General features: G+C 71.0%; 19 protein-coding genes. 13 read left to right on the top strand and 6 right to left on the bottom strand.

Annotated elements, in window-relative coordinates; all coding sequences use genetic code 11:
- Positions 1–17: 17 nt before the first annotated feature.
- On the bottom strand, positions 18–869 hold the full coding sequence (locus tag ACWCO8_RS02150) for a TIM barrel protein (RefSeq protein ID WP_451030486.1): 852 nt from the start codon (positions 867–869) through the stop codon (positions 18–20).
- A 140-nt stretch (positions 870–1,009) separates the two neighbouring features.
- Here ACWCO8_RS02150 and ACWCO8_RS02145 point away from each other — a divergent pair, with 140 nt between their 5' ends.
- From ACWCO8_RS02145 to ACWCO8_RS02105, 9 genes are all read left to right on the top strand, one after another.
- Positions 1,010–1,258 (top strand): hypothetical protein, encoded by a 249-nt coding sequence (locus ACWCO8_RS02145; protein ID WP_362012931.1) that lies wholly within the window; start codon positions 1,010–1,012, stop codon positions 1,256–1,258.
- A gap of 44 nt (positions 1,259–1,302) precedes the next feature.
- Positions 1,303–1,641 (top strand): helix-turn-helix domain-containing protein, encoded by a 339-nt coding sequence (locus tag ACWCO8_RS02140; protein WP_362012933.1) that lies wholly within the window; start codon positions 1,303–1,305, stop codon positions 1,639–1,641.
- A gap of 156 nt (positions 1,642–1,797) precedes the next feature.
- The gene (gene uraD / locus ACWCO8_RS02135) at positions 1,798–2,319 is read left to right on the top strand and encodes a 2-oxo-4-hydroxy-4-carboxy-5-ureidoimidazoline decarboxylase (RefSeq protein ID WP_362012664.1); all 522 of its coding nucleotides are present in this window, start codon (positions 1,798–1,800) and stop codon (positions 2,317–2,319) included.
- A complete protein-coding gene (gene uraH / locus ACWCO8_RS02130) occupies positions 2,316–2,705 on the top strand; it encodes a hydroxyisourate hydrolase (protein WP_355106814.1) in 390 nt (129 codons plus the stop codon). Before uraD ends, uraH begins: the two co-directional genes overlap by 4 nt.
- Positions 2,706–2,710: 5 nt before the next feature.
- The gene (pucL, locus tag ACWCO8_RS02125; RefSeq protein ID WP_376436837.1) at positions 2,711–3,634 is read left to right on the top strand and encodes a factor-independent urate hydroxylase; all 924 of its coding nucleotides are present in this window, start codon (positions 2,711–2,713) and stop codon (positions 3,632–3,634) included.
- 70 nt (positions 3,635–3,704) lie between these two features.
- A complete protein-coding gene (locus ACWCO8_RS02120; protein ID WP_451030485.1) occupies positions 3,705–5,111 on the top strand; it encodes a nucleobase:cation symporter-2 family protein in 1,407 nt (468 codons plus the stop codon).
- Positions 5,112–5,159: 48 nt separating this feature from the next.
- The gene (locus tag ACWCO8_RS02115) at positions 5,160–6,551 is read left to right on the top strand and encodes an 8-oxoguanine deaminase (RefSeq protein WP_451030484.1); all 1,392 of its coding nucleotides are present in this window, start codon (positions 5,160–5,162) and stop codon (positions 6,549–6,551) included.
- A gap of 340 nt (positions 6,552–6,891) precedes the next feature.
- Positions 6,892–8,340, top strand: a complete 1,449-nt coding sequence (locus ACWCO8_RS02110) for a nucleobase:cation symporter-2 family protein (protein WP_362012678.1) — start codon at positions 6,892–6,894, stop codon at positions 8,338–8,340.
- Between the two features lie 68 nt (positions 8,341–8,408).
- Positions 8,409–9,119 carry an aspartate/glutamate racemase family protein gene (locus ACWCO8_RS02105; protein WP_451030483.1) on the top strand — a complete coding sequence of 237 codons (711 nt, stop codon included), beginning with the start codon at positions 8,409–8,411 and terminating at the stop codon, positions 9,117–9,119.
- Here ACWCO8_RS02105 and ACWCO8_RS02100 read toward each other — a convergent pair.
- A complete protein-coding gene (locus ACWCO8_RS02100; RefSeq protein WP_451030482.1) occupies positions 9,092–9,949 on the bottom strand; it encodes a chitosanase in 858 nt (285 codons plus the stop codon). The genes ACWCO8_RS02105 and ACWCO8_RS02100 overlap by 28 nt on opposite strands.
- Positions 9,950–10,068: 119 nt before the next feature.
- Complete coding sequence (locus ACWCO8_RS02095) at positions 10,069–10,668, bottom strand: hypothetical protein (RefSeq protein ID WP_451030481.1); 600 nt, start codon at positions 10,666–10,668, stop codon at positions 10,069–10,071.
- A gap of 133 nt (positions 10,669–10,801) precedes the next feature.
- Here ACWCO8_RS02095 and ACWCO8_RS02090 point away from each other — a divergent pair, with 133 nt between their 5' ends.
- Together ACWCO8_RS02090 and ACWCO8_RS02085 are read left to right on the top strand one after the other, a co-directional pair.
- Positions 10,802–11,752: a fibronectin type III domain-containing protein gene (locus tag ACWCO8_RS02090; protein ID WP_451030480.1), complete on the top strand. Its 951-nt coding sequence runs from the start codon at positions 10,802–10,804 to the stop codon at positions 11,750–11,752.
- A gap of 51 nt (positions 11,753–11,803) precedes the next feature.
- Positions 11,804–13,690, top strand: coding sequence for a hypothetical protein (locus ACWCO8_RS02085; protein ID WP_451030479.1), 1,887 nt, complete (start codon positions 11,804–11,806; stop codon positions 13,688–13,690).
- Positions 13,691–13,715: 25 nt separating this feature from the next.
- On the opposite strand, the gene ACWCO8_RS02080 is transcribed toward ACWCO8_RS02085, so the two are convergent.
- From ACWCO8_RS02080 to ACWCO8_RS02070, 3 genes are all read right to left on the bottom strand, one after another.
- Positions 13,716–14,888, bottom strand: a complete 1,173-nt coding sequence (locus tag ACWCO8_RS02080) for a GDSL-type esterase/lipase family protein (RefSeq protein ID WP_451030478.1) — start codon at positions 14,886–14,888, stop codon at positions 13,716–13,718.
- Between the two features lie 262 nt (positions 14,889–15,150).
- On the bottom strand, positions 15,151–16,773 hold the full coding sequence (gene aceB / locus ACWCO8_RS02075; protein ID WP_451030477.1) for a malate synthase A: 1,623 nt from the start codon (positions 16,771–16,773) through the stop codon (positions 15,151–15,153).
- A gap of 237 nt (positions 16,774–17,010) precedes the next feature.
- Complete coding sequence (locus ACWCO8_RS02070) at positions 17,011–17,625, bottom strand: nucleotidyltransferase family protein (RefSeq protein WP_362012731.1); 615 nt, start codon at positions 17,623–17,625, stop codon at positions 17,011–17,013.
- Positions 17,626–17,794: 169 nt separating this feature from the next.
- On the opposite strand from ACWCO8_RS02070, the gene ACWCO8_RS02065 reads away from it, so the two are divergent.
- A complete protein-coding gene (locus tag ACWCO8_RS02065; RefSeq protein ID WP_362012734.1) occupies positions 17,795–18,115 on the top strand; it encodes a DUF5955 family protein in 321 nt (106 codons plus the stop codon).
- Positions 18,116–18,248: 133 nt separating this feature from the next.
- Positions 18,249–19,001, top strand: coding sequence for a class I SAM-dependent DNA methyltransferase (locus ACWCO8_RS02060; RefSeq protein WP_451030476.1), 753 nt, complete (start codon positions 18,249–18,251; stop codon positions 18,999–19,001).
- Positions 19,002–19,010: the final 9 nt, after the last annotated feature.

Here is a 19,010-nt window from a genome sequence, read left to right as displayed (position 1 = left end):
GGTACGTGGGGAGGAGGTCAGCGGGCCGCGCGGGCCTCGGCCGGGAGCCACTCGAAGGACGCGGCGGCGTCGGCGGCCTTGTACTCCAGGCCGACCCAGCCGTCGTAACCGGCCTTCTTGAGCTCGTCGAGCAGCTGCTCCAGGGGGAGCTCGCCGGTGCCCGGCGCGCCACGGCCCGGGTTGTCGGCGATCTGGACGTGGCCGGTCTTGTCCGCGTACTCCGCGATGACCTGGCTGACGTTCTCCCCGTTCATCGACAGGTGGTAGATGTCGAGGAGGAACTTGGCGTTGCCGAGCCCGGTGGCGGCGTTGACCTTGTCGACGACCTCGATCGCCGAGGGGGCGCTCACCAGCGGGTAGAGCGGCGACTCCGGCTTGTTCAGGGTCTCGATCAGCAGGATCGCGCCGATCCGGTCGGCCGCGCGGGCCGCCAGGACCAGGTTCTCCAGGGCGAGGGCGTCCTGGACCTGCGGGTCGACGCCCTCGACGCGGTTGCCGTAGAGCGCGTTGAGCGCCTTGCAGCCGACCGAGGCGGCGAAGTCGGCCGCCACGTCGATGTTGGCGCGGAAGCGGTCCGACTCCTCACCGGGCACGGAGAGCGCGCCGCGGTCGGGGCCCGGCAACTGGCCGGCGTAGAAGTTCAGACCCACCAGCTGAGTGCCGGCGTCGTCCAGAGCCTTCTTGAGGGCGTCCAGCTCGCTCTGGGCGGGGGTGGCGGTGTCGATCCAGGGCCACCACAGCTCGACCGCGGTGAAGCCCGCCGCGGCGGCGGCCGCGGGGCGCTCCAGGAGCGGGAGTTCCGTGAAGAGGATCGACAGGTTCACATCGAAGCGCTGGTCCGTGACTGCGCCTTCTGAGAAGCGGGCCATGAGGGGCGGCGCTCCTTCCGTATTGCGGAAGTAACTTTCTGTCTGACGGAATGTTGCAAGGGGATCCGCGTGCTTGTCAAGAGGGTCCGGCAGCTCAGGGCTGCCGTCGGCCCGCATCCGGCCAGTAGCGTGGGGCCATGGTGCGTTTGAGAGTGGAGTTCACGACCGAGCCCTTCGACCTGGACGAGGCGCCGGAGCACGCGGTCGTGGCCCGTGAGGTCATCCAGTCGGCCGAGCTGGACGCGGTGGATGTCGGCCCCTTCGGCAATACGGCGGAAGGCGGCTCCGACGCCGTGCTCACCGCCGTCGACGCGCTGCTGCGCAAGTCCCTGGCGGCCGGCGCGACCCGCGTCTCCCTCCAGGTCAATGTGATCGGGGAGGAAGCGTGAGCGAGCACCCGCTGATCACCGCAGTGAAGCCGCTGGTCGACGCGATGGGGGCCGAGATACTCGGGCCCGAGCAGGCCCAGACCGACGATGTGGTGCTCGCCTGGGAGGGTGAGGACGTGCTCGCCGTACGGCTGCCGCAGCTCTCGGACTCGCTCGACCACATTCTGGCCGCGATGGAGCGACGGCACGGGATGCCGCTCGCCGAGCTCGACCGCAAGGCCAAGCAGGAAGCGGTCCGGATGCTGGAGGCGCGCGGAGCCTTCTCGGTGCGACACGGAGTGGAGACGGTGGCCGGGGCACTGGGTGTCAGCCGGTTCACCGTGTACAACTACCTGAACCGGGAGACCGCCCTGAGCAGGGAAAAGGCCGCCGAGAACGGCTAGTTGATCATGTGTGGACAGGAGCCGTCGTCCGGATGTCGGGACGACGGCTTTTGTGTCCCCGAGTTTTCAACAAAGTGTTGACGTGGTGTCGGCAAAGGGCGTTAGCTATCCGCAGCCCGTCAGACGCACAGCGAAAAACAGCCACGGAGGCTTCCCGTGACTTCAGGTACGACACCGGGCCTCACCCGGTTCAACACCTCCGCGGACAGCGACGCCGTCGCCGCCCTCCACGAGGTGTGCTCCAGCTCGGCGTGGGGGAGCAAGATCCTCGCCCAGCGCCCGTACGCCACCGCCGACGCCCTCTTCCTCGCCAGCGACGCCGCCATGGCCGAGCTGACCGCGGAGGACCTGGCCGACGCGATGGCGGGCCACCCGCCGATCGGTCGTCCGAAGGCCGGGGACCCGACCTCCTCCCGCGAGCAGAGCGGGATGGCCGGCGCCTCCGAGGAGCTCAAGGCCGAGATGCTCGAACTCAACCTGGCCTACCAGGACAAGTTCGGCCATGTCTTTCTGATCTGCGCCACCGGCAAGACCGGTGAGCAGATGCGCGACGCGGTCCGCGAGCGGATCGAGAACTCGCCCGAGGCGGAGCGGGAGATCGTCCGCACCGAACTGGGCAAGATCAACCGCATCCGCCTGACCCGTCTCGTAGAGAGCACTGAGGAAGAGAGCGCATGAGCACCGACACCACCGCTTCGGTGTCCACCCACATCCTGGACACCAGCATCGGCCGCCCCGCCGAGGGCGTGGCCATCACGCTCGCGGCCCGCAGCGGCTTCGACGCGCAGTGGGTCACGCTCGGTGGCTCCGCCACCGACGCGGACGGGCGCTGCAAGGACCTGCCGGCCCTGCCGGAGGGCACCACCCACGTACGTCTCGACTTCGAGACCGAGGCGTATTTCTCCAAGAAGCAAGCCGAGGCGCAGCAGGACGCCCCCCGCGTAAGGGACAGCGGTGCGTTCTTCCCGGAGGTGGCGATCACGTTCGCCGTCAAGCCGGGCGAGCATTACCACGTACCGCTGCTGCTCAACCCGTTCGGCTACTCCGTTTACCGAGGGAGCTAGCAGACATGCCCACGATTCTCGGCCAGAACCAGTACGGCAAAGCAGAGAACCGCGTCGTCAAGATCACGCGGGACGGCGCCACCCACCACATCAAGGACCTGAACGTCTCCGTCGCCCTCTCCGGCGACCTCGACGACGTCCACCTCACGGGCTCCAACGCCCACTGCCTGCCCACCGACACGACCAAGAACACCGTGTACGCCTTCGCCAAGGAGTACGGGATCGAGTCGGCCGAGCAGTTCGGCATCCACCTGGCGCGTCACTTCGTGACCAGCCAGGAGCCGATCAAGCGGGCGCGCATCCGGATCGAGGAGTACTCGTGGGAGCGGATCGCCAGCTCCGACGCCAACTCCAAGTTCATCGGCTCGGACGAGGTGAACCACTCCTTCGCCCGCAAGGGCCAGGAGACCCGCGTCTCCCAGATCACGTACGACGGTGAGAAGTGGGAGGTCATCTCCGGCCTCAAGGACCTCATCGTCATGAACTCCACCAACTCGGAGTTCTGGGGCTACATCAAGGACAAGTACACGACGCTCCAGGAGGCGTACGACCGCATCCTGGCCACGCAGGTGTCCGGCCGCTGGCGGTTCAACTGGACCGACGACGACCAGCGGATGCCCAACTGGGAGAAGTCCTACGCGCAGACCAGGCGCCACATGCTCGAGGCCTTCTCGGAGACGTACTCGTACTCGCTGCAGCAGACGCTGTACCAGATGGCCACGCGCATCATCAACCACCGTTCGGAGATCGACGAGGTCCGCTTCTCGCTCCCGAACAAGCACCACTTCCTGGTGGACCTGGAGCCCTTCGGGCTCAAGAACGACAACGAGGTCTACTTCGCCGCCGACCGCCCCTACGGCCTCATCGAGGCCACGGTGCTGCGTGACGGAGCCACGGCGCAGATCCCGGTCGACATGACCAACCTCTAAGCGGCACCTCGTGGCCGCCCCCGCCCGCCCGCAGTCGGGCGGGGGCCGCCACCACCGGAGGGACGTACCCATGGCACAGCCCGCAACGGGGCCGGCATCCGCAGAAGGCCCGTGTTCCACCCCGCCGGTGGCCTCGCACGAGGTCCACCCGGTGGACGAGAAGCTCCCCGCCTCGCGGCTCGTTCCCGCCGCGCTCCAGCACATCGCCGCGATGTACGCGGGCGTCGTCACCCCTCCGCTGATCATCGGCCAGGCGGTCGGCCTGGACGCCGCAGGCATGACCCGGCTCATCGCCGCCAGCCTGCTCATCGCCGGCTGTGCCACCATCCTCCAGACGATCGGCGCCGGCCGCTTCGCCGGCAACCGGCTCCCGTTCGTCAACGCGGCCTCGTCCGCCGGCATCGCCCCGATGCTCGCGATCGCCGAGACCAGCGCCCCCGGCCACCAACTCCCCGCCATCTACGGCGCGGTGATGGTCGCCGGAGTCTTCTGCCTCGCCGTCGGCCCCTTCTTCGGCCGGCTGCTCCGCTTCTTCCCGCCGCTCGTCACCGGTGTCGTGATCACCCTGATCGGCGTCACGCTGATGCCCGTACCGGTCAGTTGGGCCCAGGGCGGGAACAAGGAAGCCGCCGACTTCGGCGCGATGAAGTACCTCGCGCTCGCCGGCTTCACCCTCGTCGTCATCCTGCTCTTCCAGCGCTTCGGCAAGGGCTTCGTCAAGCAAGTCGCCCTGTTGCTCGGCCTGTTCATCGGCACGCTCGCCGCGATCCCGTTCGGGATGGCCGACTTCACCGCCCTGCGCGAGGCGCCCGTCGCCGCGCTGCCGAGCCCCTTCGCCTTCGGCGCACCCGAGTTCCAGCCCGCCGCGATCCTCTCCCTCTGCATCGTGATGCTGGTCCTCATGACCGAGTCGAGCGCCGGCATGCTGGCCCTCGGCGAGATCTGCGACCGCAGGAGCGACGGGAAGACCATCACCCGAGGCCTGCGCACCGACGGCATCGCCACCCTGATCGGCCCCGTCTTCGGTGGCTTCCCCACCTCGGCCTTCGCCCAGAACGTCGGAGTGGTCTCGCTGACCCGGGTCCGCTCCCGCTACGTCGTCGCCGTCGCCGGCGGCGCCCTGCTGGTCCTCGGCGCGTTCCCGGTCCTCGGAGCGGTCGTGTCGATGGTCCCGATGCCGGTCCTCGGGGGTGCCGGTATCGTCCTCTTCGGCTCGATCGCCGTCTCCGGAATCCGTACCCTGTCGGAAGCCGGACTCGACGACAGCTCCAACATCATCCTGGTGGCCGTCGCGCTCGGAGCGGGCATCATCCCGCTCGCCGCTCCCACCTTCTACGCCGACTTCCCGGCCTGGGCACAGACCGTGCTCGGCTCCGGCATCAGCGCCGGAGCGCTCGTCGCGGTCTCGCTCAATCTGTTCTTCCACCATCTCGGCACCCGGAGCCGTCAAGCGGCTCCGGCACTCAAATCCTCCTAGGGTCCTGCCGTGCCCACACCACCCCCGAGGAATGAAGGAAGCACCGCCATGGCAGCACCTTCGGCAGCAGTCGAGCGCATCGTCATCGAGAACTGTGCGATCGCGACCGTGGACGCCAACGACACCGAGTACGCCTCCGGGCACATCGTCGTCGCCGGCAACAGGATCGAGTCCCTCGGCGCCGGCAAGGCGCCCGAGGGCCTGGAGAACGTGGTCCGCCGGATCGACGCCACCGGTCATCTGGTGACGCCCGGTCTGATCAACACCCACCACCACTTCTACCAGTGGATCACCCGGGGCCTGGCCACCGACCACAACCTCTTCAACTGGCTGGTCGCCCTCTACCCGACCTGGTCGCGCATCGACGAGTCGATGGTCCGCGTCGCCGCCCAGGGCTCGCTCGCGATGATGGCCCGCGGGGGTGTGACCACCGCGATGGACCACCACTACGTCTACCCGCAGGGCTCCGGCGACCTGTCCGGCGCCATCATCGGCGCCGCCCGTGACATGGGCGTCCGCTTCACCCTCGCCCGCGGCTCCATGGACCGCAGCGAGAAGGACGGCGGCCTGCCGCCGGACTTCGCCGTCGAGACGACCGAGGGTGCGCTCATCGCCACCGAGGAGACCGTCAAGAAGCACCACGACGCCTCCTTCGACGCGATGACCCAGGTCGCCGTCGCCCCCTGCTCGCCGTTCTCCATCTCCACCGACCTGCTGCGCGAGGGCGCCGCCCTCGGCCGCCGGCTCGGTGTGCGCATGCACACCCACGGCTCGGAGACCGTGGAGGAGGAGAAGTTCTGCCACGAGCTCTTCGGCATGGGCCCGACGGACTACTTCGAGTCCACCGGCTTCCTCGGCGAGGACGTGTGGATGGCGCACTGCGTCCACATGAACGACTCCGACATCGAGGCCTTCGCCCGGACGAAGACCGGTGTCGCCCACTGCCCGTCCTCCAACGCGCGGCTCGCCGCCGGCATCGCCCGCGTCCCGGACATGCTGCGCGCCGGCGTACCGGTCGGCCTCGGCGTCGACGGCACCGCCTCCAACGAGTCGGGCGAGCTCCACACCGAGCTGCGCAACGCGCTCCTCATCAACCGCCTCGGCGCCCACCGCGAGGCCGCCCTCAACGCCCGCCAGGCCCTGCGCCTCGGGACGTTCGGTGGCGCGCAGGTCCTCGGCCGCGCCGACTCGATCGGTTCGCTGGAGGCCGGCAAGCTCGCCGACTTCGTCCTGTGGAAGATCGACGGCCTCGGCCACTCCTCGATCGCCGACCCGGTCACCGCGATCGTGTTCGGCGCCGCCGCCCCGGTGACGGCCTCGTTCGTCAACGGCAAGCAGATCGTGGAGAACAACCGCCTGCTCTTCGCGGACGAAGAGGCGATCGCCCGCGACGCGCGCGCGGAGGCCCAGCGCCTGGCGCGCATCACCGCCCAGGGCTGACCTCCCCAAGGAGTCCGACCGAGGGGGACGGCCCTCGGTCGGTCACCGTGGACCCGAGCGGGGTCCGCGGACGGCTGGACGGGGGGTGACCGTACGACAAGAGGTACGGCACCCCCCGGACGGTCGACGTGTGTCAGCCATCCAGGCCTCCCCGGGCACACGAGCAGTTTTCAAGGATCGACGCAGTTTCGAGAACGATCAACGCCGTTCTCAAGGATGAAGAAGTACCCCCCCACTTCCTCATGAGCCGCACCCGTGAGGCGCACGACCTGCACCGCTTTGCACCACCTCCATGACACCCACGTCACCGCCGACGTGTTACCCGACCGGAGGAACCTCCGTGGCCACCAAGCCCAGGTTTCGCAATGATGCGCACGACGCAGGCGCCGACACCGAAGACCAGAAGCATCCGGTCGACGAGACTCTGCCGCCCCTGAAAATGTTCACCAGCGGTCTCCAGCACGTGGCCGCCATGTACGCGGGGGTCGTGGCCCCGCCCCTGATCGTCGGCGCGGCCGTCGGACTCTCCGGCACCGAGCTGACCTTCCTCACCGGAGCCAGCCTCTTCACCGCGGGACTCGCCACCTTCCTGCAGACGCTCGGCGTCTGGAAGATCGGCGCCCGACTGCCGTTCGTCAACGGCGTCACCTTCGCCGGCGTCGCGCCGATGCTCGCGATCGTCGACACCACGGACGACAAGTCCGACGCGCTGCCGATCATCTTCGGCGCGATCATCGTCGCCGGAGTACTCGGCTTCATAGCCGCCCCGTACTTCTCCAAGCTCGTCCGTTTCTTCCCGCCGGTCGTCACCGGCACCGTGATCACCCTCATCGGTGTCTCGCTGCTGCCGGTCGCCTTCGGCTGGGCCCAAGGGCCCAATCCGGCGGCCGAGGACTACGGTTCGACCACCTATCTCACCCTCGCCGCGATCACCCTCGTCGTGGTGCTCGTCCTGCGCCGGTTCACCCGCGGCTTCCTGAAGCAGATCGCCGTCCTGGTCGGTCTGGTCATCGGCACGCTGATCGCGATCCCGTTCGGGGTCACGGACTTCAGCCCGGTGACGGAGGCGGACATCGTCGGCTTCCCGTCGCCGTTCCACTTCGGGGCCCCGCAGTTCGCGCTCGCCGCGATCATCTCGATGTGCGTGGTCATGCTCGTCTCGATGACCGAGTCGACCGCCGACATGCTGGCGCTCGGTGAGATCGTCGACCGGCCCGCCGACGAGAAGACCATCGCCGCCGGTCTGCGCGCCGACACCCTCGGCTCGGCGATCAGCCCGTTCTTCAACGGCTTCATGTGCAGCGCCTTCGCCCAGAACATCGGTCTGGTCGCGATGACGAAGATCCGCAGCCGGTTCGTGGTCGCCTGCGGTGGCGGCTTCCTGGTCCTGATGGGCCTGTCGCCGGTCGCCGCCTCGCTGATCTCGGTCGTACCGCGACCGGTCCTCGGCGGCGCGGGCGTGGTCCTCTTCGGCTCGGTCGCGGCGAGCGGCATCCAGACCCTGGTCAAGGCCGGTCTGGAGAAGGACAACAACGTCCTGATCGTGGCGGTCTCGCTGGCCGTCGGCATCATCCCGATCACGGCGCCGGAGTTCTACCACGCCTTCCCGGAGACCGCGAAGATCATCCTGGACTCGGGCATCTCGACCGGCTGCGTCGCGGCGGTCCTGCTGAACCTGGTCTTCAACCACCTGGGCAAGGGCCAGGACGACGACACGGTCACCGCGCCCATGGAACCGGGCGAGGAGATCTCCGAGACCCGTGGCGCCAAGGCGGCGCACGTCCACTGAGCGCACATCCGCCGTCCGTCGAGCCGGTCCCCGCGTACGCCGCGGGGGCCGGCCGCGGGCGTTCGGTGGTGCTGATCAACCCGAACACCTCCGCCGACACGACGGCGATGATGACGGCGATCGCCCGGCGGACCCTGGGTCCTTCCGTACGCGGGGTGACGGTGGCGCGCGGCTCCCGGATGCTGACCGACCCGGCGGCGCTGAGGGCGGCGGTGCCCGAGGTGGTCGCGGCGGCACGCGAGGCCCTGGCGGCCGGGGACTGCGCGGGCCTTGTGGTGGGGGCCTTCGGCGATCCGGGCGTGGCGGAGCTGCGGGCCTTCGCGGGCGTCCCGGTCGTGGGCCTCGCGGAGGCGGCCTGCGCCGAGGCGGCGGCCGGGGGAGCGCGGTTCGGGGTGGCGACGACGACCCCGGACCTGGCGGAGGCGATCGGCCGGCGGATCGCCGCCCTCGGGCTCGCGGACCGGTACACCGGGATCCGCCTGACCCGGGGCGACGCACACCTGCTCGCCCGCGAACCGGAGGCGCTGCGGGAGGAGTTGGCCGAGGCGGTACGGGCGTGTGTCGTACGGGACGGGGCGCGGGCCGTCGTGATCGGCGGCGGCCCGCTGGCCGAGGCCGCGGACGCGCTCCGGGCGCGCTTCGACGTCCCGGTGATCGCCCCCGTCCCGGCCGCCTGCCGCCGGATCGCACGCGAGCTGGCGCAGCACGATCCGGCGGTGTCGGAGGGGTCCGGCTCCGTTCAGGGCTCCGGTCAGCCGATGTGGAAGCTGTCCCCGTAGACCTTCCAGTCCAGCGGGGTGTTGAGGTTGAGGTTCTTGTTGCGGACGAACACCCGCTGGGCCGTGTCGACCCGGCTGGTGTCGCTGTGCGCCTCCTCCTGCTTCATCGCCCAGACGCGGGCGTCGAGGAAGGCGTTGAGGTACTTGATCTCGTCCCCGCCCTGGGCCGGCGGCTTCGCCTTCGCGAGGGCCTTCTTACGGATGTTGCGGAAGCTCGCCGAGTCGGTGCCGTCGCCGTGCATGACGATGGCGTCGTAGTAGATGAACTGACCGAGCACGCCCACGCCGTCGCTCTTGGCCTGCTTGACGGCCGGGTTGAAGTAGACCCGGTCGCGCTCGTCGTCCTGGGCCTTCTTGAAGGCGGAGTCCGAGGCGGCCTTGGCCCAGTCCCGCTCGAAGGCCGAACCCAGGCCAGCGTGCGAGTCGGTTCCGTCGACCTTGCGGAGCGCGGGCAGGTACTTCGCGAGGACGTTGCCGGGCTTGCGCTCGGTGTAGAGCTCGACGAGGTCGAGCATGTCGCCCGTACCGGAGCAGAAGCCGATGATGCCGGCCGTGTAGCCCCGCCCGTCGCCGATGTCCTCGATGTACTTGTACTGCGCCTTCCAGTCCAGCGAGGAGTTCTCCGCGCTGGAGACCAGCTTCATGGCGATCTCCTTCTTCGCCGGGTCGTCGAGACCGACGGCCGCGGCGGCGAAGGGAGCGGCCGCCCTCGACTCGGCGCGGGCCGGGGCGGCGCCGTCCGAGGGAGCGGCGATGGCGGTCGCCGGGACGGCGAGCAGGGCGATTCCGAGTGCGACGCGGATCGCGGTGCGCTGATGGGGGTTGGGCACCGGGGCCTCCCAAACAGAAGCGGGGGTTGGTTTGTTAGGAAGCTTTCCTATCAGCCGGGCGAGTGTCCGTACACCCCTTGCGTGCAAAGGAGTTGAGCGCGGACCCTCACCTGTCGACCTCACCTCTCGGCCTCGGCGCGCCGTCGGCACTCCCGGGCCAGGTGCGGGTAGGCCGCGCCGATCGCCTCGTACAGCCGCGCGCGCAGCAGCCGCTCGGCCTCCGCCCGTCCGGTCGACCCGAACAGCCCGTCGAGCAGCGTCTCGTACCGCGCCAGGGCGTGCCGCAGATAGGTCACCTGCCACCGCACCAGCGCCCCGGCCACCACCCCGCCGGCGGGTCCCCCTGGTCCGCCCGGCCCGCGCGCCCCGAGCGGCTGCCGGTGCCGTACCGCGCGCCGCTCCAGCTCGGCCGCCGGCAGCCGGGGCACGGTGATCGGCTCCGCCCGGATCGCCGCGAGCACCGCCCGTCGTCGCCGCTCCGCCCCCGCCTCGGCGGCCGCCGAACGGCTCCCGGGGGCGGCCGCGGCCCGGGCGAACTCCGGTGTCCGCTCCACCGCCTCCACCCGCGCGAGCCGGTAGAGCCGCACGGGCGCGATCGACCACCGCCGCGGATCCCGCCCCTGGATGTCGGGCTCACCCAGCAGATCGCGCACCATCGGGTCGGTCCAGCCGCGCTCGCGCAGCCCGGTGAGCGTCACAAAAGTCGTACGGTCCGTCACGATTCCCCCTCGCTTTGATTACTCAGCGTGACGAATCCAGTGAAGCGCACACCACTGACAACCGCCCTCTTGCCGGGGTCGCGGCACCCGTGCCATACAGGTCTGGACCAAGTCGACGGACGGAGGCATTCCTGTGCAACGCCCGCTCGCCGCAGCATTGTTGACGGCCGTCGCGCTCACCCTCACGGCCTGTTCCGCAGCCCCCGCGAAGGACACCGCGAACCCCACCGCCCCCACGGGCGTCACCGCCGCCTCCGGCAGTGCCCAGACCGTCCACGTGATGTGGAACGCGGCCACCGACGACCGCGCGGTCACCGGCTACGAGGTCTACCAGCAGGGCCGCAAGGTCAAGGACCTCCCCGCCACCACGCTCATGGTCGACATCGTGAACCTCACGCCCGCGACCGCGTACGCCTTCACGGTCCGGGCCCGCGACGCCGCCGGCAACCGCTCGCCGCACAGCGCGACCGTCCCCGCCACCACGCTCGCCGCGAGCGCCCAGGACCGCACGCCCCCGACGACCCCGCGCACCCTCCAGGCCACCGCCGACGGCAGCCACGGGGCCACCCTGACCTGGCAGCCGGCCCGGGACGACACCAAGGTCACCGCGTACGACATCTACCAGGCGGACGCCCGGATCCACACCGTCCCCGGCACCGCCACCACCGCCCGCCTCACGGGCCTTCGGGCGGGCACGGTCTACTCCTTCACGGTCCGCGCCCGCGACGCCGCCGAGAACTCCTCCCCGGACAGCCCCACCGCCGACCTCACCACCACCCCGGCCCCCGGCGCTCCCCCCAACACGGCCCCCACGCAACTCACGGCCAAGGCGGTGAAGGGCGAGGTCACCCTCACCTGGACCCCACCGAGCACGGGCGCCCCCGTCACCGAACACCAGCTGTTCCTCGACGGCGCCTTCGCCACCACCATCATCTGGGGCGCCGAACCCCCACCCGGCCGCGCGACCTACACCTTCACGGTCCCCACCACGAAGCCCACCCGCCACAGCGTCAAACTCCGCGCCCGCCTCCCCGACGGCACCTGGGGTGACTTCTCGGCCCAGCGCACCGTTGTCGTGCCATGACGGCGCCGTCCGGGGCGTCGTCCGGCCCGTGCCGGAACTACCCTGGGAAAGGTGGCAGGGACCGTGCTCACCAACACCGGGCTCGACGCGTTCCTCGACGGAACCCCTGAGCTTCGTGACCCTTCGTCCGTACGGGCGGCGGACGCGGTGCTCGCGCTGCTGTCGCTGCGCGGGGCCGACCGCAGGAGCGGGCTGCCCGAGCCGAGCGTGGAGCTGGTGCGGAGGCTGCTCGTCGAGGACGCGCCCGCCTTCGTCTACGCCACGCCCGAGGAGCTGGCGGCCTACCCGGCCGTGCTCGTGGCGCTCACCGCGCGCGTGCGGGAGGCCGGGCGGCTGAACGGGAAGCGGCAGGCGCGGATCGTGGCCGCCGTCGAGGACATCGTGCCCGACTTCGAACGGGCCATGAACGACCCCGCCAACTACACCTGGCAGCGCTGGTACGCCTCCCTCCTGCGCGCCGACGGGACCGACCCCGCCGACCCCGGCGCCGTACGGGCCTGGCTCGCCGGGCACGACGGGACGCGGCCGCCGGACGGGCTCAACCGGGCGGACCTGATGAACCGCAGCGACGTCGCCGACTCCCTCCTCGCCGACGCGCTCAGCGGCGCCTACGTGCGCGAGGCGGAGCGGCCCTCGCCTGCCGGTCCCCTGCTCACCGACGCCGAGGTCGCGCACGGCCTCGGCAGGCTGGGCGGCCTGCTGGTCGACCGGTGGACCGCCGAAGGGCTCTCCGGCGCGCTCACGGGACCGTACGCCCATCTCGCCCCGGGCCCCGAGGCTTTCCCGCACCTCGTCCTCGCCGACACCCTCCTCGACGAGCACCTCAACTACTACGAGGACTCCGCCGTCCCGCTCCCGCCCCCGCCCGTCGAGGCCCACGAGCCCCAGCGCTCCGTCGAGGCCGGCGCGGACCTGCTCGCGGCGGCCGTCGAGGAGATGAAGGGCGAGGACGGCGGCCTGTACGACGGCGAGGCCGCGCACCTGCTCTACGCGCTCTACCAGCGGGGCGCCTGCGCCGAGTCGGTCGCCCGCAGGGCCGCCGAGTTCGAGGACTGGCCGGTCGACCCCCGCCTGGAGGACGCCCCCGTCCTCGTACCGGTGAACGCCCCCGCGGAGTACGTGCTCCCGCCCCTCGACGAGCTGTCCCGGCTCACCGGGACCGAGGCCACCGAGGAGGACCGGGCGGCGCTCGAACCGGGCGCGCGCGCCATGGCCGACGCCGTCGACCGGCTGGCCGGCACCGGCATGGTCTTCCGTACCGGCGACGCCTTCGGTCTCACGCCCTGGGGCGTCGAGGTCCTCCACTACCTGCTGCGGGTGCGCTGGGTCGCGGCGCCCGACAGCAAGGAGGCCGCCGCCTGGGACGCCCGTACCGTGATCGCCGCGGCCGAGGGCTGGTCCGCCGCCGCGGCGACCCGCGTCCTCGCCGAGTGGCTGCACGCCCACGGCGACTCCGTCGACGCCTGGTCCGCGCTGCTCGACGCGCTCGGCACGGTCCACGCCGGGACCTTCGAGGCCGCCGGGACCCGCGCGCTCTTCGGCTTCCTCGACCCCGAGGCCGTCCCCGTCGAGGCGCTGCGCGGCGCCCTCGACGACCCGGTGATGGGCGCGTACGCCTACGGCGTGCTGCGCGCCCGGGGCGAGCCGGCGGACGAGGCCCCGGTGCCGCGATCCGCCCGCGCCGTCCTGATCCTGGACCGGCTCTCCCGGCACGGCGAGGACCGGCGGACGGTCCTCGACACCGCCGCCGCGAACTGGCCGGGCGGCGTCGACGCCCTGGTGGCGGAGATGGCCGCCGTCGACCCGTACCTCGCGGAGCGGACCCTCGTGCCCCTCCGCATCCCGCTGCCGGAGAGGAAGCGGGCGAACGGCCGGGGGAACGGGCGGACGAACGAGCGAGTGCGGCGCCGCGGCCGGAGCGGACGCCGCACCCGCTGATCCCCGTGGGGGGTCGGTGCGACCGTCAGGAGACGGCCGTCAGATACATGCCGGAGGCTCCGGCCCCCGCCGTGTTGCGGCAGGAGAAGTTCCCGCTCGGCTTGGCCTGGATCAGCGCGAGGCAGCGGCCGAGCGCCAACTGCCCGTAGTGGTTGGGGTGGACGTTCTCCTGGATCGGCCCCTGGGTCTCGTTCGGGTCGATCCAGCGCGCCCACTCGCTCGTCGCGGCCGAGGCGGGCACCGTCGCGCTGACCAGCTTGCTGGTCTTCGCGCACACCTCACGGCCCTGGAGCATGTCGCGCAGATCCATGAACTGCACGCCCTTGGCGGCCGCGACCCCCTTGAGCCGGTTCGAGACCTGGGGGACCAGGGTGTCCCGCGCCCAGTCGGCGTCCAGGTTCCAGAACGGGCAGCCGCCCGTGTTCGTACGGCTCCAGCCGCTCTCCGGGTACCGGTTCTCGGCACCGCGCGGGATGGGCGAGGGGTACGACTGGAGCACGATCCGGTAGTCGGACGCGGCGTATCCGGCGCCCGCCATGACGGCGCGGATCTCGTCCACGGACTTGGCCACACCCGCCATGGCCGCGTCGATCTTCGCGTCCACCTCGGTCTGCTGGTCGTCGTGGCAGTACGAGTACCAGACGATGTAGTCGGTCGCGCAGCTGCGGATGATGTCGGCGAAGCCCAGGTCGTTGCCGCCGACCGACAGCACGATCGTCCCCACGTCGTGGGAGGCGGCGACGGCCGCCAGCTGGTCGGCCTGCGGCGCCTCGCCCTTGTACGCCACGCCGCCGTTCGAGGCGCGGAAGACGTTCCGGGTCGTCGCCCCCGAGCAGGCCAGGTTGATCAGCGCCGAGGCGATCGGGCCCGCGCTCCTCACCTCCGCCGAGTCGGAGCGGTGGCAGCCGTTGGCCGCCGTCGTCCCGTACACCCGGCTGGGGTCGTACGCGCTCCCCGTCCATGCCCGGTCGGTGCCGTTCCGGTTGCCGCTCGTCGTCAGGCTGTTGCCCTGCCAGCGCCCCGCCTCGCCGGAGATGTAGCTGTCGCCCATCGACACGACGGCGGTGGGCCCGGAGCCGTTCGCGGCGGCGGTGGGGGCGATGCCGGCGGTCAGCAGGGCGCCTGCGGCGAGGGCGGTGGTGACGAGCCTGCGGGCGGTGACGAGTCTTCGGGCCGTGCGGTGGGGGGTTCTGGGCATGGCTGTGTTCTCCTGCGTCGGTGCAGAGGAGTGGGGGACAGCCGCCGGCCGGTGGCATGCGGAATCTGGCATGCCGTGGCTTGTTACCGCTAGGTAGCGTCTGGTTTCGGTTGCGTCACGTGCCCTGTGAAACGCACTGGAGCGAAAGTCGGGGGAGCGGTGAGGGACGGAGAACGGCCCCGCCCCCGGTGCTGTGCGTTCACCGGGGGCGGAGCCGTTCTCAGGTGTTCGGCCGCTGTGCGGGTCGGCCGAAGAAGGGGACTCAGCCGATGAGCTGGTCGTACGCGGGGAGGGTCAGGAAGTCCGCGTAGTCGGCGTCGAGCGAGACGTGCAGGAGCAGGTCGTGCGCCTGCTGCCACTTGCCGGCCGCGAAGGCCTCCTCGCCGATCTCCGCGCGGATCGCGGCCAGTTCCTCCGCCGCGACCTTGCGGGCCAGCTCGGGAGTGGCGGTCTCGCCGTTCTCGAAGACGACACCGGCGTTGATCCACTGCCAGATCTGCGAGCGCGAGATCTCCGCCGTGGCCGCGTCCTCCATCAGGTTGAAGATGGCGACCGCGCCGAGGCCGCGGAGCCAGGCCTCGATGTAGCGGGTGCCGACCTGGACCGCGTTGCGCAGGCCGTCGTACGTCGGCTTCGCGTCGAGCGAATCGATGGCGATCAGGTCACCGGGCGCCACCGACACGTCCTCGCGCAGCCGGTCCTTCTGGTTCGGCTTGTCGCCGAGGACCGCGTCGAAGGAGGCCATCGCGATCGGGACCAGGTCCGGGTGGGCGACCCAGGAGCCGTCGAAGCCGTCCCCGGCCTCGCGGTCCTTGTCCGCCTTGACCTTCTCGAACGCGACCTTGTTCACCTCGGCGTCCTTGCGGGACGGGATGAACGCCGCCATGCCGCCGATCGCGTGCGCACCGCGCTTGTGGCAGGTGCGGACGAGGAGTTCGGTGTACGCGCGCATGAACGGGGCCGTCATCGTGACCGCGTTGCGGTCCGGCAGGACGAACTTCTGCCCGCCGTCACGGAAGTTCTTGACGATGGAGAAGAGGTAGTCCCAGCGGCCCGCGTTGAGGCCCGCGGCGTGGTCGCGGAGCTCGTAGAGGATCTCCTCCATCTCGTACGCGGCCGTGATCGTCTCGATGAGGACGGTGGCGCGGACGGTGCCCTGCGGGATGCCGACGTAGTCCTGCGCGAAGACGAAGATGTCGTTCCAGAGGCGGGCCTCCAGGTGCGACTCCGTCTTCGGGAGGTAGAAGTACGGGCCCTTGCCGAGCTCGATCAGGCGCTTGGCGTTGTGGAAGAAGTACAGGCCGAAGTCGACCAGCGCGCCGGGGACCGGGCGGCCCTCGAACGTCAGGTGACGCTCCTCCAGGTGCCAGCCGCGCGGCCGCATGACGACCGTGGCCAGCTCGTCGGCAGGCTTGAGCGCGTAGGACTTGCCCGACTTCGGGTCCGTGAAGTCGATCTGCCGGGTGTACGCGTCGATCAGATTGACCTGACCGAGGACGACGTTCTCCCAGGTCGGGGCCGAGGCGTCCTCGAAGTCCGCGAGCCAGACCTTGGCGCCCGAGTTCAGCGCGTTGATCGTCATCTTCCGGTCGGTCGGGCCGGTGATCTCGACGCGGCGGTCGTTCAGGGCCGCCGGGGCCGGCGCGACCCGCCAGGAGTCGTCCGCGCGGACGGCGGCGGTCTCCGGCAGGAAGTCGAGGGTCGAGGTACGGGCGATCTCGGCGCGGCGCTCCGCCCGGCGGGCGAGGAGCTCGTCCCGGCGCGGGGTGAACCGACGGTGCAGCTCCGCCACGAAGGCGAGAGCCGCGTCGGTCAGCACCTCCTCCTGCCTCGGCAGGGGCGCGGCTTCGACGATCGCCAGGGGGGACGGCGCTGGTGCGGACATGAACTGTCACTTCCTTCAGCGGACTTCGCGGGCGGTGCTGGGCGGTGCCTGTGCGGCCGCCGGGCGTCACGGATCGGCACGGAGTGCCGCAGGCGCCGAGATACGGCCGCGGAGCGCCGTCAGGGGATCAGGCGCTTCTGAACAGTGGATACTAGTTTCCTCATGGTGGAAGTTCAATCGTTTGTTGATATCGAGATTCTCTGGATCGACAGACCATGGCGCTCAGTGCCACATCCTTCACTCAAGGTGCGCCAGATCCGCCTCCGTGTCGATGTCGTAGGGCTCGGCCACATCCGAACAGTCCACCAGGGTGATCGCATCCCGGTGCGTCTTCAGGTAGTCCCGCGCCCCCTGGTCGCCGACCGCCCCCGCCGCGATCCCCGCCCAGCGGTCCGCACCGAACAGCACCGGATGGCCGCGCTTCCCGTCGTACGAAGCGGCCGCGAGCGCGTCCCGCGAGCGGTACGCCGACCGGACCCGGTCCACCGCCTCCGCGCCGATCCCCGGCTGGTCCACCAGGGACACGAGCGCCGCGTCCACCGGCAGCGTCTCGGCCGCGAGCGACGCGAGCCCGGCGCGCAGCGAGGACCCCATGCCCTCCGCCCACTCCGGGTTGTCGACCAGGACGCACCCGGGCAGCCGCGCCCGCTCCCGTACGAGCTCGGCCGAGGCGCCGAGGACGACATGGATCACCTCGCAGCCCCCCTCGCGCAGCACCCGCACCGCGTGCTCGACCAGCGGACGGCCGCGGTGGGTGAGCAGCGCCTTGGGGCGGCCGCCGAGGCGCCGCCCGCCGCCCGCGGCGAGGAGCAGACCGGCCACCAGAGGGGTCGTTTGCCGTGTGTTCGTCATGCTGACTGCATACCCCATGACACGGACGCCTGAATTGTGTCCGCGGTGTGGCGCGCCGGGCGCGCCATGGCGTTAACTGGCTCGCGACTCCGGGCGCCTGACCACCGTTCGACCGGCCGGCTCGGAGTGGGGGAGTTCGACGCACAGTGTCGTGCGAGGGGGAGAACTGTTGTTGCGAAGCGTTGGGCAGAGGCGTGTGACAACCGGCGGCGACGAGGACCCGAGAGTGGCAGAGCTGCGTGCCGCCGTCTCCCGGCTCCGCCGCGAACTCGCGGGCCACCGCGCCGAGTTCACCGACCGGGGAATCGCCGAGGACGAACTCGCCGCACTGGACGCGATGGCCGTCAGCGGCGTTCCGGAGGTACGGCGCCTGCGCCGCTCCCTGCTCCTGATCGCCGGCTCGATCGGCTCCGTCAGCGCCCTCGCGAACGGCCTCGCGAACGTCCGCCAGGCGGTCGAACTCTTCGGCGAACCGCCGCGCGAGGTCTGACGGACGGGACGGGCGGCGGGACGGGCGGCGGGGACGGGCCGGGACGGCTGCTGGCCGGGACGGGCCGGGACGACCGGGGAGCCCCCGAAAACCACGTGCGCGGCGGCCCGTCCTCGCCCTAGCCTCCCGGGTCATGGCTGATCCTGATGACGACGGGTACTTCGGCGAGGATGTCGCGGCGCGCTACGACACCGGTTCGGCGGACATGTTCCGCCCCGAGGCGGTCGACCCGGCCGTCGACCTGCTGACCGGGCTCGCCGGCGGCGGACCCGCCCTCGAGTTCGGCATCGGCACGGGCCGTATCGCGCTGCCGCTGGCCGGCCGAGGCGTCCCGGTGCACGGCATCGACCTCTCCCGGGCGATGGTGGAGCGGCTGCGCGCCAAGCCCGGCGGCGCGGACCTCGACGTCACGATCGGGGACTTCGCGACCACCCGCCTCACGGGCGCGGGCACCTTCACCACCGCGTACCTCGTCTTCAACACCATCAACAACCTGACCTCGCAGGACGCCCAGGTGGACTGCTTCCGCAACGCCGCGGCCCACCTCGCACCCGGCGGCACCTTCGTCATCGAGGTCGGGGTGCCGCCGCTGCGCCTGCTGCCACCGGGGCAGAGCGCGGTCCCGTTCCACGTCGACGCGGCCTCGTGGGGCTTCGACACCGTGGATCCGGCCACCCAGGCGATGAGCTCCCACTACTTCTCGCTCACGGGCGACGGCCGTGCCGTGCACCGGGCCATCCCGTTCCGGTACGTGTGGCCCTCGGAGCTCGACCTGATGGCGCGGATCGCCGGGATGCGGCTGCGCGACCGGTGGCAGGACTGGGACCGCACGCCGTTCACCGGGGAGAGCAGTCGGCATGTGTCCGTGTGGGAGAAGGAGTCCTGAGAGGGAGTC

This window comes from Streptomyces sp. NPDC001927, assembly GCF_053594455.1.
The sequence above is the reverse complement of the archived record's forward strand: the minus strand, read 5'-3'. Positions and strand labels throughout refer to the sequence as shown.

What these genes read in the sequence shown, in the direction of transcription:
- ACWCO8_RS02150 (WP_451030486.1), bottom strand. Translation starts at nt 869, where the DNA reads ATGGCCCGCTTCTCAGAAGGCGCAGTCACGGACCAGCGCTTCGATGTG.
- ACWCO8_RS02140 (WP_362012933.1), top strand. Translation starts at nt 1,303, where the DNA reads ATGGGGGCCGAGATACTCGGGCCCGAGCAGGCCCAGACCGACGATGTG.
- uraH (WP_355106814.1), top strand. Translation starts at nt 2,316, where the DNA reads ATGAGCACCGACACCACCGCTTCGGTGTCCACCCACATCCTGGACACC.
- pucL (WP_376436837.1), top strand. Translation starts at nt 2,711, where the DNA reads ATGCCCACGATTCTCGGCCAGAACCAGTACGGCAAAGCAGAGAACCGC.
- ACWCO8_RS02120 (WP_451030485.1), top strand. Translation starts at nt 3,705, where the DNA reads ATGGCACAGCCCGCAACGGGGCCGGCATCCGCAGAAGGCCCGTGTTCC.
- ACWCO8_RS02115 (WP_451030484.1), top strand. Translation starts at nt 5,160, where the DNA reads ATGGCAGCACCTTCGGCAGCAGTCGAGCGCATCGTCATCGAGAACTGT.
- ACWCO8_RS02080 (WP_451030478.1), bottom strand. Translation starts at nt 14,888, where the DNA reads ATGCCCAGAACCCCCCACCGCACGGCCCGAAGACTCGTCACCGCCCGC.
- aceB (WP_451030477.1), bottom strand. Translation starts at nt 16,773, where the DNA reads ATGTCCGCACCAGCGCCGTCCCCCCTGGCGATCGTCGAAGCCGCGCCC.
- ACWCO8_RS02070 (WP_362012731.1), bottom strand. Translation starts at nt 17,625, where the DNA reads ATGACGAACACACGGCAAACGACCCCTCTGGTGGCCGGTCTGCTCCTC.
- ACWCO8_RS02060 (WP_451030476.1), top strand. Translation starts at nt 18,249, where the DNA reads ATGGCTGATCCTGATGACGACGGGTACTTCGGCGAGGATGTCGCGGCG.